The sequence below is a fragment of the Streptomyces sp. NPDC030840 genome (assembly GCF_055572015.1).
In genome coordinates, this window is record NZ_JBVIEE010000037.1 from 1 (window position 1) to 14874 (window position 14874).

Consider the following 14874-nt stretch of genomic DNA (forward strand, 5'->3'; position numbering starts at 1 on the left):
AACACTCGACTGGGAAACCCCAGCCGAGCGCCTGCATAAACTGCTCGCGGCCTGATCAACCAACCACGTGTTGCAACGACCCCTGGAATCCGCCGCGTCCTGGCGGGGCTTCTGCGTGGGGTGACGGCAGTAGTTGACTGGACGCAGCAGGCGGGAGAGAGCGATGCGGCGTACCATGGACCGGCCTGAATTCGCTGACCAACGAAAATGCAGGTGACGACTGCTCGGCGAGCACATGTTCTATGTACTGGCGGGCGAGACGCCGCTTCTCGTTCACAGGGAGTGAATTTGGCCTGCAGAACCGAGGGTGCATTCGGTACATACCTCCGAAGCGCTGCAATCCTGCGAACCCTCTGCCTCGGGGCCGTAATGGTGGATAGATCGATCGCTTCGGTAACGAATGGACGGTGGACCCATCGCGCACCGAGGGGCATCCTCTCGAGTGGGATGTCCAATTGTTGCGTCAAGGGCGAGAAAAGATCAGTTGGCTCTTTCACGGTAATCGCCATGTCAACATAGATCTCTTTGGTGAGGTGACCCACGGATGAGGGAGTTTGATTTCGATGAAATTGTCACAGTGCTAGAAGCCGCCCATGCCATAGAGCTCGGAGTTGGTGGCGCCAGCGGGGTGATTCTGGGCAAGAGTCAGGGTGCGGACGGAAAGGGCTATGCTGTTCTCGTCGGCAATGAAACCTTCATGCTTCCAGAGAGTGACCTTGTGTCGACCGGGCGTCTCATTGATCGCAAAGATGTTTATAGCGGCGAATCCGTCAAGGTTCAGGCGGAACGGTATTCAGAAGAAGAGGTGGAGTAGGTCAAATCTCTCGGTTGCCTCATCGTCCGTCACGCGACCAGGTGCGTCGACATGAGGATTCGGTGTCCGGCCAGTGTTGATCGGTAGGGCTCCAGTGCTGTCTGCCGGCAGTAGTTGACGGGAACGTCAGTGGTCGCCTGCTGTGTCCGGTGGGTCGTCTCAGCCTTCTCTCGCGCTGAAGTGGCACATCCTCGCCGGCCGCGCGCCCACATGAGGGCATCGACAACGGACCGCACCGCTCAACCTTGAAAACCCCGTATTTCTCGGCGAGCTGCGCGCAGCAGGGAGTCGAGGCCTGGCGCTTGCAAGGTGAGGCTGATCGTTGGTTCGTCGGACTCGCGAAGGCGGATCGTTCCGTCGGGGGCGGCGGCCAGTTCGAGGCAGTTGTTTCCCTCGCTGCTGTAGGACGACTTCTGCCAGTGGAGGGTGGACACTTCGGGCGGGCCCTTTCACAGGTCGTTGACGATCTCGCGGATCAGGTCTCGTGAGGCGGACTCCTTGAGTGCGACCGCCTCGAAGCGCGTCATGAACGTGCGGTACTTCTCCAGTTGGAGGTCCGCGTGGAGGAATACGGACCCATGTTCGGCGTCGAGTTGGACCGTGTCCAGTGGGGGGACGGGGCCCTCGGCGTACAGCACGGTCTGTCCGGCGCCGGGGAAGATGCCGGCGTCGTACGGGATCGCCAGGACGGTCACGTGGTCGAGCTTGCTCATCTCGATGACGTGCTCCAACTGTTCGCGCGTCACGTCTCGCCCGCCGAACCGCATGCGCAGGGCGGCCTCATGAATGATCGCCGTGTACGGGGTCGGATTGGCCGCGAAGAGGATGCCCTGACGCTTGATGCGGTGGGTGACGCGGTGCTCGATCTCCGGGGGTGACAGCTTCGGAATGGACTGGCGGAAGATCAGGCGCGCGTAGTCCACCGTCTGGAACAGGCCGGGAATGTGAGCGATCTGCGCCGTACGGATCGCGGTCGCGTGGTGCTCCAGCTCGGCCAGGTCGAGGAGGCCTGAGGGTAGGTTCTCTCGATACTCGTCCCACCAGTTGCGGCCGCGTCCCACGGTCATTGCCGCCAAGGCCTCGATGTACGGCTCGTCCGAGCAGCCGTAGCTGTGGGCGAAGACGCGGACCCGGTCGGCGCTGACGCCGAAGCGGCCGGCCTCGATGGAGCTGATGCGCGCCGCGTTGACGTTCAGTAGCTCCCCCGCCTCACGGGCGGTCAGACCTGCTCGTTCCCTCAGTTTGCGCAGCTCAGCGCCGAGGCGTTGCTGTCGTACGGTCGCTGATGCCCTTGGCGGCATGCTGCCGTTCCTCTCACTCTTAGGGGTAGTGGTTTGACGTAGTGGGTAGTAACCCTACTCCGAATGCTCTACTTTCAGTGTCACGCCAACTACTCAACGTGGTGTCGGGATTCCCGGAAGCGCACCGCCCTGCCCCAGCGCAGCACCCGGCAGCGGCGGCGGAGCCACCGCCCTCCTGTCACCCCGACTGACTGGTTCGCCAAACCAACCCCCCTGACCCGAAGAGGAGTTACGGCCGTGACCGAACTCGCCCAGACGCAGACCGCGACCCCCTCCCTGCTCGACACGGACTGGGAGTACGCCCTCCGCATCCCTCACTCACCCCTCGGACCCGGCATCGTTCGCGCCCATGTCCGGACCGTGCTCACCCGGTACCAGACCGCGCCCGCCGTCCTCGACAACGCCCAGCTCGTCGCCTCGGAGCTCGTCACCAACTCCCTGGCCTGTACGAGGGACCCCGTCGCCGTGCGGCTCGGGCGAGTGGACGGGCGGCTGCGGCTCAGTGTGTGGGACAGCAGCTCCTGCCCTCCGCGTGAGAGTCCGCAGCCGGGGCTCGATGACGAGAGCGGGCGCGGGCTGTGGCTGACGCGGGCGTGTGCCGATGAGTGGGGGCACTTCCTTGTCGTCAACGGGCGTCGCGGCTCAGGTGGGAAGGAGGTGTGGGCCGAGTGGCGGGCTCCCCGCCTCTGATCGGAAGGTTTGGGCCCGCTCCGACGGTCGCGACCAAGGGGTGAAGTGCTCGGCGCACTGGCGCACGGCGTCCAGGGCGGCAGGATGGACTCATGACCAAGCTGCCTGAAACACCGCTCCCGCCGGCGCGCCCCACCTGCTCCGGTTCCGCGCTCTCCCTGTGGTCCCAGGACTCCGTGCTCTCGATCGGCTCTGTCGGGTCGGTGCTGTCCATCGGGTCCGTCGGGTCGGCCCTGTCCGTCGGGTCCGTCGGGAGTGTGCTGTCGGCCGGGTCCATCGGGTCCGCCCTGTCGCTGGTCTCCGCCGGGTCGTGGCTGAGTACGGGGTCGGTCCTGTCCGCGCAGTCGACGTGGTCGGTGCTGTCGTGGCGTTCCTCCCGGGGCTTCCTCTCGTTCGGGGCCGCGGGGGTCGTGGCCGGGGCCGCCGGGTTGCTGTTGGCCCGGACGTCGAAGTCGGCGCAGGCCGGGCGGACCTAGGGAAAGCCAGGAGGTCCCGCAGCGCCCACCCGTTGGGTGGTCAGTGGTGCTCCGGACCGCTCGTGACCTCCTTGAACTCCTCGACCGTCGGCTTCGGGACCTGGTTCTCCTCGCCGAAGTACGCCTTGCTCAGTTTGGCGCGGAGCTTCTCCGAGCTCTTCACCTTGCGCCGGACGCCCTGCTCGTCGACGGCCGGGCCGACCCCGACCGGGCGGTACTGCTCGTGCGCGGTGAGCGTGTGCAACTGCTCCTGGCTGAGCGGCTCGTGGACCTCGATGAACTCGCCGTGCGGGAGGCGCTTGATGATGCCCGTCTCACGGCCGTGCAGCACCTTGTCCTTGTCCCGGTGCTGGAGGCCTAGGCAGATGCGCTTGGTGATGACGAACGCGATGAGGGGACCGGCGAAGAACGCGATGCGGACGAACCAGGTGACCGCGTTGATCGACAGATTGAAGCGGAGGGCGATGATGTCGTTGCCGCCGCCGATGAGCATGATCATGTATCCGGTGACCCAGGCGACACCGAGGGCCGTTCGGGTGGGGGTGTTGCGCGACCGGTCCAGGATGTGGTGCTCGCGTCTGTCCCCGGTGATCCAGGCCTCGATGAACGGGTAGAGCGCCATCAGGCTGAGGAAGAGGCCGAAGAGCACCAGCGGGACGAACACGCCCAGGACGAGCGTGTGGCCCCAGAAATTGACCTCCCAGCCGGGCATGGCCCGGACCATGCCTTCGGCGAAGCCCATGTACCAGTCGGGCTGGGCGCCCGTGGTCACCTGGTCCGGGCGGTACGGGCCCAGGAGCCAGATCGGGTTGATGGACGCGATGCCGGCCAGCAGGGCCGTGAAACCGAAGACCAGGAAGAAGAACCCTCCCGCCTTGGCCATGTAGACGGGCAGCAGCGGCATGCCGACGACGTTCTTGTTGGTCCGTCCGGGGCCCGGGAACTGGGTGTGCTTGTGGTAGAAGACCAGGATCAGGTGCGCCGCCACGAGACCCAGCATGATGCCCGGCAGCAGCAGGATGTGGACCGAGTAGAACCGGGCGACGAAGTCGTCGCCGGGGAACTCGCCGCCGAAGATGAAGAACGACAGGTACGTGCCGACGATCGGGGTCGACAGGATCGCGCCCTGGGTGAAGCGGACACCGGTGCCGGAGAGCAGGTCGTCCGGGAGCGAGTAGCCGGTGAAGCCGGTGAACATGCCCAGGACGAACAGCAGGAAGCCGAACACCCAGTTGATCTCGCGCGGCTTGCGGAACGCGCCGGTGAAGAAGATCCGCATCATGTGCACGAACATGGCGGCGAGGAAGATGACCGCCGCCCAGTGGTGGATCTGCCGGATGAGCAGACCGCCGCGCACGTCGAAGCTGATGTCCAGCGTCGACTTGAAGGCCTCGCTCATCAGCCGGCCCTGCAGCGGGACGTAACTGCCGTGGTACTCCACCTCGTTCATCGACGGGTGGAAGAACAGCGTGAGATACACGCCCGTGAGGATGATGACGAGGAAGCTGTAGAGCGCGACCTCGCCCAGCATGAAGGACCAGTGGTCCGGGAAGATCTTGCGCATGTTCGCCTTGGCCAGGGCGTAGATCCCCAGGCGGCCGTCGGCCCAGTCGGCAAGCCGCTCGCCGGCCGGTGCCTGTCCGCGAGAGCGGGACCCGGAGTTGTTCGGAGTGCTCATCCGCGCTCCCAGAAGGAAGGACCGACCGGTTCGTCGAAGTCGCCGAGCGCTTCGAGGTAGCCCTCGTCGTTCACGCCGATGCGCAGCTGCGGCAGGGCGTGACCCGCGGGGCCGAAGATCACCCGGCCCCCGTCCGCGAGGTCGAAGGTGGACTGGTGGCAGGGGCAGAGGACGTGGTGCGTCTGCTGCTCGTACAGGGAAACCGGGCAGCCCACGTGGGTGCAGATCTTCGAGTACGCCACGATGCCCTCGTGGGACCACTCCAGCTCGCGCTTGTCCTTGATGTCACCCGGCTGGATCCGGACGACCATCAGCGCGGCCTTGGCGATCTGGGTCTGGAAGTCCTCGTCCGTTTCCTCCAGCCCCTCGGGCTTGGCGAACGTCAGCGACCCGACCGTGAGGTCGGACGGCCGCAAGGGCTCGTCCGTGTTCATGTTGACGAGCAGCTTGCCCTTGGACCACAGCGTGTGGCGCAGCTTCTCCTCGGGCAGCGGACCGAGGTCGCGCAGCAGGACGATGCCGGAGAGCGGGACCAGTGTGAGCGCGCCGAGCATCGAGTTGCGGATCAGCCTGCGGCGGCCCAGCTGCGACTCCGCGGCACCCTGCCTGAAGTCGGCGTGGACCCTCTCACGCACCGAGGTGGGGGCCTCGATGGGGTGACGGTCGTCGGCGAGTTCCACGTCGGACATCAGGGTGCGGGCCCAGTGGACCGCGCCCGCGCCGATGCAGAACAGCGCGGTGCCGAGTGTGAGGCCCAGCGCGAAGTTCAGCGCGCTGACGTGTCCGATCGGCCAGACGTAGATGGCCTTCTCGATGGGGATCGCCACGTACGAGGCGATGAAACCGATGGTGGCCAGGACGGACACCGTGAAGAGCAGGGCGACCGTGCGCTCGGAGCGCTTGGCCGCCCGCGCGTCGGCGTCCTGGATCCGCTTCTCGTGGGGCGGCAGTCCCGGGTCGGCGAACGGGTTCATCGTGTCCGCGACGGCTGCCGCGCGATCCGCGGCGTCCCGCTGAGCCGGCAGATTCTCCTCGGGGAGGTCCTCGCTGCTCATGACTTCCTGGCCTTCGCGGTCCGAGCGGCGACCCACACCGCGACGGCGATCAGCCCACCGAGACCGAAGATCCAGCCGAACAGACCTTCGGTGACCGGGCCGAGTCCACCCAGCTCCAGGCCGCCGGGGCTCACGGTGTCCTCGCTGTTGACCGCGTGCAGGTACGCGATGATGTCCTTCTTGTTCTGCTCGGTCAGCGTGGTGTCGGGGAAGTTGGGCATGTTCTGCGGGCCGGTCTGCATGGCCTCGTAGACGTACTTCGGGTCGACGTCCTTGAGGCTGGGCGCCCACTTGCCCCTGGACAGCGCACCGCCCGCGCCGATGAAGTTGTGGCACTGCGCACAGTTGGTACGGAAGAGCTCACCGCCCTTGGCGATGTCCGCTCCCTCGGGGCTGTACTGGTCCCGCGTCGGAATGGTGGGGCCGGCGCCGAGCGAGGCGACGTACGCAGCCAGCTGGTCGATCTCCGCCTGCGAGTAGATCCTCCTCTTGTCCGGGACCTGCACGCCCGGCTGCTGGGCCGGCATACGGCCGGTGCCGACCTGGAAGTCGACGGCAGCGGCGCCCACGCCGACCAGGCTCGGCCCGTCGGTGGTGCCCTGTCCGCCGGTGCCGTGGCAGCTGGCGCAGCCCACGTCGTAGAGCTTCTTGCCCTCCTCGACGGCGAGGGACTGGGCGGGTACCCCGGCCCGCGCCTTGACCACGGGTGAGAACGCGGCGTACAGCGCCCCGCTGCACACCAGCGCGAGGAGGAGGACGACGGACGCCGCTGACGGGTGACGTCGTCGCCTGGAGAGCTTTTCCACGGATTACCCCGATATCAATGCATTGGCGTCGATATCTACAGGATGTCGATGGAAGCGTCCGCGGCTACTTGAATTCGTAGCGGCCGCCGCGCCCGCCGGGACGCCGGGGCCCGCGTCCGGGGGCGTGTCCCCCGTCTCTCATGCGCCATGACCGCTCACGGGCAGGCGAAGGGGCGCCCATTCGTGTGAGCTTGCATGCCTGGCCCTCGGATAGCCCGGGACGGTGACGGAGTCGTCCGAACGGGAAGATGACGGAGCCGTCAGAACGGGAAAAGGCCCCGCTTCCGTGTTCCGCGACACGGAAGCGGGGCCCTTTTTTCAGCTGCTGTCGAAGAAAGCGGCTGTGGCGAAAGGCGCCGGAGAGGGGATCAGAAGCGGCGCGTGATGAGCGCGCGCTTCACCTCCTGGATGGCCTTGGTGACCTCGATACCGCGCGGGCAGGCGTCCGTGCAGTTGAAGGTCGTGCGGCAGCGCCACACGCCGTCCTTGTCGTTGAGGATCTCCAGACGCTGCTCGCCGGCCTCGTCACGCGAGTCGAAGATGAAGCGGTGCGCGTTGACGATCGCGGCCGGACCGAAGTACTGGCCGTCGTTCCAGAAGACCGGGCACGAGGACGTGCAGGCGGCGCAGAGGATGCACTTCGTCGTGTCGTCGAAGCGCTCGCGGTCCTCGGCGGACTGCAGGCGCTCGCGCGTCGGCTCGTTGGTGTCCTTCGTGATCAGGAAGGGCATCACGTCCCGGTACGCCTGGAAGAACGGCTCCATGTCCACGACCAGGTCCTTCAGGACCGTGAGGCCCTTTATGGGCTCGATCGTGATCGGCTTCTCGGGGTTGATGTCCTTGATCAGCGTCTTGCACGCGAGGCGGTTCTTGCCGTTGATCCGCATGGCGTCGGAGCCGCAGATGCCGTGGGCGCAGGAACGGCGGAAGGTGAGGGTGCCGTCGACGTCCCACTTGATCTTGTGCAGGCCGTCGAGGACGCGCTCCTTCGGGTCGATCTCCAGCTGGAAGTCTTCCCAGGTCGCCTCCGCCGAGACCTCCGGGTTGAACCGGCGCACGCGGAACGTGACGGTGATGTACGGGGAGTCGGCGAAACCGGGCTCCGGCTGCGCGGCGTCCGCCTTGTCCAGGGTCGGGGTTGCCATCAGTACTTACGCTCCATCGGCTGGTAGCGGGTCTGGACGACCGGCTTGTAGTCGAGGCGGACGGTCTCGGTGCCGTCGTCGCCGACCTCGCGGTACGCCATGGTGTGGCGCATGAAGTTGACGTCGTCGCGGTTCGGGTAGTCCTCGCGGTAGTGACCGCCGCGGGACTCCTTGCGGGCGAGGGCGGAGACCGCCATGACCTCGGCCAGGTCGAGCAGGTTGCCCAGCTCGATGGCCTCCAGCAGGTCGGTGTTGAACCGCTTGCCCTTGTCCTGGATCGCCACGTTCCGGTAGCGCTCGCGCAGCTCGCCGATCTTCTCGACGGCCGTCTTGATGGTCTGCTCGGTGCGGAACACCATGACGTTCGCGTCCATGGTCTCCTGCAGCTCGCGCCGCAGCTCCGCCACGCGCTCGGTCCCGGTCGAGTCCCGCAGCCGCTCGACCTGGTCGATCACGAGCTGGGCCGGGTTCTCCGGGAGCTCCACGAAGTCGGCCTTCTGAGAGTACTCCGCCGCCGCGATACCGGCCCGCTTGCCGAACACGTTGATGTCCAGCAGCGAGTTCGTGCCCAGGCGGTTGGCACCGTGCACGGACACGCAGGCGACCTCACCGGCCGCGTACAGGCCGGGGACGACCGTGGTGTTGTCCGCCAGGACCTCACCCTCGACGTTCGTCGGGATGCCGCCCATCGCGTAGTGCGCGGTCGGCTGGATCGGGATCGGGTCCGTGTAGGGCTCGATGCCGAGGTAGGTCCGCGCGAACTCCGTGATGTCGGGCAGCTTGGCGTCCAGCTGCTCCGGCGGGAGGTGGGTCAGGTCGAGGTACACGTGGTCGCCCTCGGGGCCGCAGCCACGGCCCTCGCGGATCTCCGTGTAGATGGAGCGCGAGACCACGTCGCGGGAGGCGAGGTCCTTCATGACCGGCGCGTACTTCTCCATGAAGCGCTCGCCGTCCTTGTTGCGGAGGATGCCGCCCTCACCACGGGCGCCCTCCGTCAGCAGGATGCCCATGCGCCAGATGCCGGTCGGGTGGAACTGGAAGAACTCCATGTCCTCCAGCGGCAGACCCCGGCGGTAGACGGCGGCCTGGCCGTCACCGGTCAGCGTGTGCGCGTTGGACGACACCTTGAAGAACTTGCCGCAGCCGCCGGACGCGTAGATCACGGCCTTCGCCTGGAAGACGTGGATCTCGCCGGTCGCCAGCTCGTACGCCACGACACCGGCCGACTTCTTGACGCCGTCGACCTCGGTGATCAGCTGGTCCAGGACGTAGAACTCGTTGTAGAACTCCACGCCCTCTTTCACGCAGTTCTGGTACAGCGTCTGGAGGATCATGTGGCCGGTGCGGTCGGCCGCGTAGCAGGAGCGGCGGACCGGGGCCTCGCCGTGGTTGCGGCTGTGACCGCCGAAGCGGCGCTGGTCGATCGTGCCGTTCGGGGTGCGGTTGAACGGCAGGCCCATCTTCTCCAGGTCGAGGACGGAGTCGATGGCCTCCTTCGCCAGGATCTCGGCGGCGTCCTGGTCGACCAGGTAGTCACCGCCCTTGACCGTGTCGAAGGTGTGCCACTCCCAGTTGTCCTCCTCCACGTTGGCCAGCGCGGCGGCCATGCCGCCCTGCGCGGCGCCCGTGTGGGAGCGGGTGGGGTACAGCTTGGTCAGCACGGCGGTGCGGCTGCGCTTCGTCGACTCGATGGCGGCGCGCATGCCGGCGCCGCCGGCGCCGACGATGACGGTGTCGTACTTGTGGATCTTCATGAGTGGATACCTCAGCCCCGTGCCTAGCGGATGTTCGGGTCGAAGGTGAAGATCACCAGCGTGCCCAGCAGGATGGTGAACACCGTGGCGGTGTACAGCAGGCCCTTCAGCCACAGGCGCGTGTTCGGGCGCTCGGCGTAGTCATTGATAACGGTACGCAGACCGTTCGCGCCGTGCAGCATGGCCAGCCACAGCATCAGCAGGTCCCAGGTCTGCCACCAGGGCGAGGCCCAGCGGCCCGCGACGAAGGCGAAGCCGATCTTGGAGACGCCGCCGTCGAGGACGAGCTGGATGAGCAGGTGGCCGATGACCAGGACGACCAGCACGATGCCGGACAGGCGCATGAACAGCCAGCCGTACATCTCGAAGTTGCCGCGGGTCGACTTCGGGGTCTTCTTGGTGCGCTTGCGGGGCGGCTCGATGACGGGAGCCGGGTTCTCGGGGCTGTAGCCCGACAGCTCGCCATTGCCCTCTACCGGGCCGATTCCGGATGCGGTGGTCTCAGTGGTGGACATGTGCCTCAGCTCCCGAAGACTTCACGAGCGGCGTGGCCGAGCACGGGGTAGATCGCCCCGAGCATCAGCACGAGCCAGACGCCAACGACGGTCCAGAGCATGTGCTTCTGGTAGCGCGTGCCCTTCGACCAGAAGTCGACGGCGATGACGCGCAGGCCGTTGAGCGCGTGGAAGAGGATGGCGGCGACGAGGCCGTACTCCAGCACAGCGACGAGGGGCGTCTTGTACGTGGCCACGACCTTGTCGTAGGCCTCGGGGGAGACACGGACGAGAGCGGTGTCCAGCACGTGTACGAACAGGAAGAAGAAGATGAGGACGCCGGTGACTCGGTGAGCCACCCAGGACCACATTCCTTCCCGGCCGCGGTACAGCGTTCCAGCCGGCACGGAAGTTCCTCCGGGAGCGGGGATTGGGGCCGCGCCGGCTTGTGCTGTCGGTCGGGCCCGGCCGGGTACGGTCCACCGGCCCTGGCCATCGTAGCGAGCGGTGCCTGCGGCGCTTACGGGGGGCCTGCCGGTGTGATCAAACTGGCACTCAAACGTGCACGGACGGGGTGCTGGCCCTGCGGCTACGGGGGTGGCTGGCTGATCTGTTCGGCCGGGTTCGGGGTGGTATATGGCTTGTCGCGCCCACGCGGCGGAGCCGCATATCAGATACAGCCCCGCGCCCCTTCGGGGCGCTCCGCGCCCTCCGCTATTGCACAGCCTGGGTGGAGAAGTTCCCTACCACCCTCGTCAGCCTTCCCCGTGCCAGGCGGCGGAGTTCCTCCGCTGCCAGGAGGCGTTCCTCTTCCGGGTCGTTGGTCAGGCGGGAACGGATGCCGGTGAGGACCCGGTCGAGGGCCTCGTCGGCGGGGGCGTCGTCCAGGCAGATCACGAAGACATGGCCGAAGCGGCTCTCGTACGCGGCGTGGGCGGCGCTCAGCGCGGTGTGGGCGACGGGGTACGAGCCGTCCGGGAGCACGGTGAGTGTCTCGCCGGCCAGGGCTTCGGCGACGTCGGTGGGCGACAGGTCGTAGGCCGCCTCGTCGGCCGCGGCGAGGAGTGCGGGCAGGTCCGGGTAGGGCCGGTGCTCGGCGACGCGGCGGGCCCAGCGCAGGCTTCGGCAGCAGGTGAGCAGGGCGCGCTCGGCGTCGCCGTCGGGCGCGGTGTTGAACCCCTCCAGGGCCGCGGGGCCGGGTGCGGTGCGCGACTGCTCCGGGAAGGCGACCTCGCCGGGGAGGTGGGGAAGACGGTGCGAAGGCAGCGTGGGTCCTCGGCGGTGAGTGGCGATGTCTTGTGAACGTCGCGTGCGGGTCGGCAGGAGATGGTGTGCGAGATGTGCCGTCACGTTATCGAGGGCGGTCAACGACTGTCCGAACGGAGCCCGAAATTCACCCGGACGGAAGAGTTTCGGAACCGCTGGTGGACGGTCGGGGCGGATGGACGTCGTAGGTTCGAAGATGGAGGTGTGTGCGTGGAGGTACGTGAGATGCGGCGGAAGCGGACTGAGGGAGCTATCGGAGGCGCGTTATGAACCGTGGTCGGCGCCGGGCACCCCACAAGAAGACGTTCGTGGTGCCGAAGGGGTTGCTTCTCGGAGCGGGAATCGCCGTGGCGAGTGGTGCCGTCGCGCTGGGGGTGACGGTCTGGCCGGAAGGTGACACGGAGGAGTCGCCCGCGGCCCGGTCGACGGAGGCCGGCGCGGCCAACGCTCCCGGCGACTGCCCGACCGCCTCCCCGTCCCCCTCGCCCACGCGCTCGTACCCGCTCTCCCAGGCGCCCCGGACCATCCCGGCGGTACGGCAGCACACACCCGCCCGCGGCCCCGGCTGGAGCCCCTCCGACGGCGCCCGGCTCGTGATCGACGACAAGAAGCTGGCGGACGAGGGCAAGCTCACCGCGAGTGAGCTGGGCCTCACGTACGCCGGACAGGCCGAGCCCTGCGACGGGGACGTGGAGCTGACCCTCAACGGCGAGAACCAGCCGGAGTCCGAGTCCTACACGCTGACCGTGAAGAACCGGCGCGTGACGATCTCCGCACCCACCGACACGGGCGTCTTCTACGGCACCCGCACCCTCAAGCAGGAGGTGCGCCGCGGCGGTACGGCACCCGAGGGCGTCGTGAACGACGAGCCGGCCAAGCCCCAGCGCGGGTTCATGCTGGACATCGCGCGCAAGCACTTCACGGCGGGCTGGATCGAGGACCGCATCCGCGAGCTGGGCGACCTGAAGTACAACCAGCTCGGACTGCACTTCTCCGACGACCAGGGTTTCCGCATCGAGTCGGACTCGCACCCCGAGGTGGTGTCGGAGCAGCACCTCACCAAGGCGCAGGTGCGGCGCATCGTGGACCTCGCGGCGAGCCGTCACATCGAGGTCGTCCCCGAGATCGACTCGCCGGGCCACCTGGGCGCGGTGATCGCCGCCCACCCGGACCTGCAGCTGCGCAACGCCAGTGGCGTGGCCGCGTCCGGCGCGGTGGACATCTCCAAGCCCGCGGCGGCGGACATCGTCGACGACCTGCTGAACGAGTACGCGGACCTGTTCCCCGGCCCCTACTGGCACCTCGGCGCCGACGAGTACCGGGCCCTGATGGTCTCGAACCCCGAGGCGTCCTACCCGCAGCTGGCGAGCGCGGCGCAGGAGAAGTACGGGGCGGGGGCGACCGTGGCGGACCTGACGACCGGCTGGATGAACGACCGGAACGCCACCGTACGGGGGCATGACCGGACGGCGCGGGCCTGGAACGACGGGTTCTTCAGCGGCGGCACGGTGCAGCCGGCGCGCGACATCCAGGTGGCCTACTGGACCGGCAAGGAGATCGGGGCCCGGCAGCCGGTCGAGTACCTGAGCGCCGGACGCGAGGTGATCAACTACAACGACGAGTTCCTGTACTACGTCCTCGGCGAGCCCAACCAGTTCTTCTACCCGACCGGGCAGCGGATCTACGAGCAGTGGACCCCGCGGGTGCTGCGCGGCACGACCGCGGTGCCCCAGCGGTACGACGACCAGATCCTGGGCGGCTCCTTCGCGGTCTGGTGCGACCTGGCGAACTCCCAGACCGAGGCGCAGGTGGCGGCGGGCGTACGGATGCCGCTGCGGGCACTGACCCAGAAGCTGTGGGATCCGGGGAAGCCGGCGCTGTCGTGGGCGGAGTTCAGGCAGCTGGCTGACCAGGTCGGCTGACGCGCCGGGGAGGTGCTCCGCCCGGGGCGGATTGCCCGATTCCGGGGGCGAACCGTCGTACCGCTGTGGTGGAGTCGGCCCAGTCGTACCGAGATGCCGGGGGAGACGGGATGGGCTACTGGGGGTACTACGTCGTGGGCCGAAGCGAGCGGCCGCTCGCCGAGCTCGACGCGCTGGCCGGGGCGGAGGGCATGTCGCTGCTCTCGCGCGCGGATGACGGCTGGCAGGTCTGGGAGTATCCGAACCAGGACGGCTCCGGTGACGTCGGCAGCATGCACGCCCTCGCCCGGGAGACCGGGGCGCCCGCCCTCTTCGGCTACGTCATGGACAGCGACTGCGTGGTGATCGAGGCCGCGGCCCCCGAGAGCGGGGGCTGGACCACGTGCCTGGCGCGCGGCGCGATGGCCGGACACCTCGGCGGATCCGGGGACGGGCTCACCGTCGAGGACTACTTCCTGGAGCCGCGCGACGCCGCCGAGCGGGCCGTCGCCTGGGCCGCGGAGGCCGGGCACACGGTGAACGCCGAGCGACTCGCCGAGGTCCTGGCCATGGAGCCGGACCCGGCGGCTCCGTTGGCCGAAAACCTGCTGTTCCAGCTGCTCGACCGGCTCGGGGTCGTGCCTCTGTGACACTCCCGGGCCGTCGCACGCAGTAAGGGGAAGTGCGGGCTCCGTATCGGCGGGTGCGCCCGAGGGCGAGTGAGCCGAAGGGGCGTGCCTGTACCGAGAGCCCGAGCGCGCGCAGGCCCCGACGAAGGAGGGGCTGAGCACGGTCGGGCTCTCGGCACAGGCTCCGGCGCCCCGGAGGCGAACCGAGCCACAGAAAAAGGGGAGGCGTGATGAGCCTGGTGGAACTGATCGCACAGGCCGACGAACGAGGGCTGGCCGCCAGCGCGGTGGCCTGTTTGGATCGCTGCGTTCCGCTGCTCGGGGGCGATGACGAGGTACTGCGCCCGCTGTGGGCGAGCCTCGCGGACGGGGACGTCTGGGGTGACTGGGCGGAGCGGGTCACCAAGGTGCGCGGCGAGTTGGGTACGGGGGACGTCGAGGGCGGGGACGGGGGGTCTGCCGGCGGTTCCGTCGAGGACGAGGCCGCCCTGCTGGCCCGCAGGATGCTGGCCGCCGTACCCGGTGAGCGGTCGCCGGCGGCGTTGCGGGAGTGGGCCGACGCCTGTTCCGTGGCCGCGCTGCGGATACACCGGCTGCTCGATCCCATGGGCAGCAGGGCGGAGGGGGAGGGCGGCCCGTCCGTGACGGCCCGCCGTGAGGGGCGTACGGAGGGCATGTCCCCGCTCGTCGCCGCCGAGCTGCGCCGCCAGGTCACCGTGCTGGAGCTGCTCGCCGGGCACGGGGCGAACGGGGTACGGCAGGCGCTCGACGTGTCGACGGAGGGGCGGCGGGTGTTGCGGGCGGTGGTGTCGCGGCGGGCGCGGGGCAAGGTGTGACGCTCGGCCGGAGCCGTGTCCGGAACCTC

Annotated in this window: 17 protein-coding genes; 7 read left to right on the top strand and 10 right to left on the bottom strand. The window is 68.1% G+C overall.

The annotated features are described in order from the left end of the window. Window positions 1–380: 380 nt before the first annotated feature. Both ACZ49J_RS43180 and ACZ49J_RS43185 read left to right on the top strand, forming a co-directional pair. Window positions 381–548 carry a polymorphic toxin type 17 domain-containing protein gene (locus ACZ49J_RS43180; RefSeq protein WP_467456840.1) on the top strand — a complete coding sequence of 56 codons (168 nt, stop codon included), beginning with the start codon at window positions 381–383 and terminating at the stop codon, window positions 546–548. Then, entirely contained in the window at window positions 545–814 is a 270-nt protein-coding gene (locus ACZ49J_RS43185; RefSeq protein ID WP_467456835.1) for a hypothetical protein, read from the top strand. Before ACZ49J_RS43180 ends, ACZ49J_RS43185 begins: the two co-directional genes overlap by 4 nt. A 239-nt stretch (window positions 815–1053) precedes the next feature. On the opposite strand, the gene ACZ49J_RS43190 is transcribed toward ACZ49J_RS43185, so the two are convergent. Together ACZ49J_RS43190 and ACZ49J_RS43195 are read right to left on the bottom strand one after the other, a co-directional pair. Further along, entirely contained in the window at window positions 1054–1248 is a 195-nt protein-coding gene (locus ACZ49J_RS43190; protein WP_467456834.1) for a DUF397 domain-containing protein, read from the bottom strand. A gap of 15 nt (window positions 1249–1263) precedes the next feature. After that, window positions 1264–2115, bottom strand: coding sequence for a helix-turn-helix domain-containing protein (locus ACZ49J_RS43195; protein ID WP_467456833.1), 852 nt, complete (start codon window positions 2113–2115; stop codon window positions 1264–1266). A gap of 237 nt (window positions 2116–2352) precedes the next feature. Here ACZ49J_RS43195 and ACZ49J_RS43200 point away from each other — a divergent pair, with 237 nt between their 5' ends. Together ACZ49J_RS43200 and ACZ49J_RS43205 are read left to right on the top strand one after the other, a co-directional pair. Continuing rightward, window positions 2353–2805 carry an ATP-binding protein gene (locus tag ACZ49J_RS43200; protein ID WP_467456831.1) on the top strand — a complete coding sequence of 151 codons (453 nt, stop codon included), beginning with the start codon at window positions 2353–2355 and terminating at the stop codon, window positions 2803–2805. A 92-nt stretch (window positions 2806–2897) separates the two neighbouring features. Beyond that, entirely contained in the window at window positions 2898–3281 is a 384-nt protein-coding gene (locus ACZ49J_RS43205; RefSeq protein WP_467456829.1) for a hypothetical protein, read from the top strand. A gap of 40 nt (window positions 3282–3321) precedes the next feature. Here ACZ49J_RS43205 and qcrB read toward each other — a convergent pair whose 3' ends face one another. From qcrB to ACZ49J_RS43245, 8 genes are all read right to left on the bottom strand, one after another. After that, complete coding sequence (gene qcrB, locus ACZ49J_RS43210; protein WP_467456827.1) at window positions 3322–4959, bottom strand: cytochrome bc1 complex cytochrome b subunit; 1638 nt, start codon at window positions 4957–4959, stop codon at window positions 3322–3324. Continuing rightward, a complete protein-coding gene (qcrA, locus tag ACZ49J_RS43215; protein ID WP_467456826.1) occupies window positions 4956–6014 on the bottom strand; it encodes a cytochrome bc1 complex Rieske iron-sulfur subunit in 1059 nt (352 codons plus the stop codon). Before qcrA ends, qcrB begins: the two co-directional genes overlap by 4 nt. Next, on the bottom strand, window positions 6011–6820 hold the full coding sequence (gene qcrC / locus ACZ49J_RS43220) for a cytochrome bc1 complex diheme cytochrome c subunit (protein WP_467456825.1): 810 nt from the start codon (window positions 6818–6820) through the stop codon (window positions 6011–6013). Before qcrC ends, qcrA begins: the two co-directional genes overlap by 4 nt. A gap of 368 nt (window positions 6821–7188) precedes the next feature. Then, the gene (locus tag ACZ49J_RS43225; protein ID WP_467456823.1) at window positions 7189–7965 is read right to left on the bottom strand and encodes a succinate dehydrogenase iron-sulfur subunit; all 777 of its coding nucleotides are present in this window, start codon (window positions 7963–7965) and stop codon (window positions 7189–7191) included. Beyond that, complete coding sequence (gene sdhA / locus ACZ49J_RS43230) at window positions 7965–9719, bottom strand: succinate dehydrogenase flavoprotein subunit (protein WP_467456821.1); 1755 nt, start codon at window positions 9717–9719, stop codon at window positions 7965–7967. Before sdhA ends, ACZ49J_RS43225 begins: the two co-directional genes overlap by 1 nt. 23 nt (window positions 9720–9742) lie before the next feature. Next, a complete protein-coding gene (locus tag ACZ49J_RS43235) occupies window positions 9743–10234 on the bottom strand; it encodes a succinate dehydrogenase hydrophobic membrane anchor subunit (RefSeq protein WP_467456819.1) in 492 nt (163 codons plus the stop codon). 5 nt (window positions 10235–10239) lie between these two features. Beyond that, a complete protein-coding gene (gene sdhC / locus ACZ49J_RS43240) occupies window positions 10240–10620 on the bottom strand; it encodes a succinate dehydrogenase, cytochrome b556 subunit (protein ID WP_467456818.1) in 381 nt (126 codons plus the stop codon). 307 nt (window positions 10621–10927) lie between these two features. Then, window positions 10928–11563: a 2-oxo-4-hydroxy-4-carboxy-5-ureidoimidazoline decarboxylase gene (locus ACZ49J_RS43245; protein WP_467456817.1), complete on the bottom strand. Its 636-nt coding sequence runs from the start codon at window positions 11561–11563 to the stop codon at window positions 10928–10930. A gap of 182 nt (window positions 11564–11745) precedes the next feature. Between ACZ49J_RS43245 and ACZ49J_RS43250 the strand changes: the two genes are divergently transcribed. The 3 genes from ACZ49J_RS43250 (at window position 11746) to ACZ49J_RS43260 (ending at window position 14845) form a co-directional block, all read left to right on the top strand. Beyond that, the gene (locus ACZ49J_RS43250) at window positions 11746–13401 is read left to right on the top strand and encodes a beta-N-acetylhexosaminidase (RefSeq protein ID WP_467456816.1); all 1656 of its coding nucleotides are present in this window, start codon (window positions 11746–11748) and stop codon (window positions 13399–13401) included. Window positions 13402–13511: 110 nt separating this feature from the next. Next, window positions 13512–14030 carry a hypothetical protein gene (locus ACZ49J_RS43255; RefSeq protein ID WP_467456814.1) on the top strand — a complete coding sequence of 173 codons (519 nt, stop codon included), beginning with the start codon at window positions 13512–13514 and terminating at the stop codon, window positions 14028–14030. A gap of 209 nt (window positions 14031–14239) precedes the next feature. Beyond that, window positions 14240–14845 (top strand): hypothetical protein, encoded by a 606-nt coding sequence (locus ACZ49J_RS43260; RefSeq protein ID WP_467456812.1) that lies wholly within the window; start codon window positions 14240–14242, stop codon window positions 14843–14845. The last annotated feature ends 29 nt before the right edge of the window (window positions 14846–14874 follow it).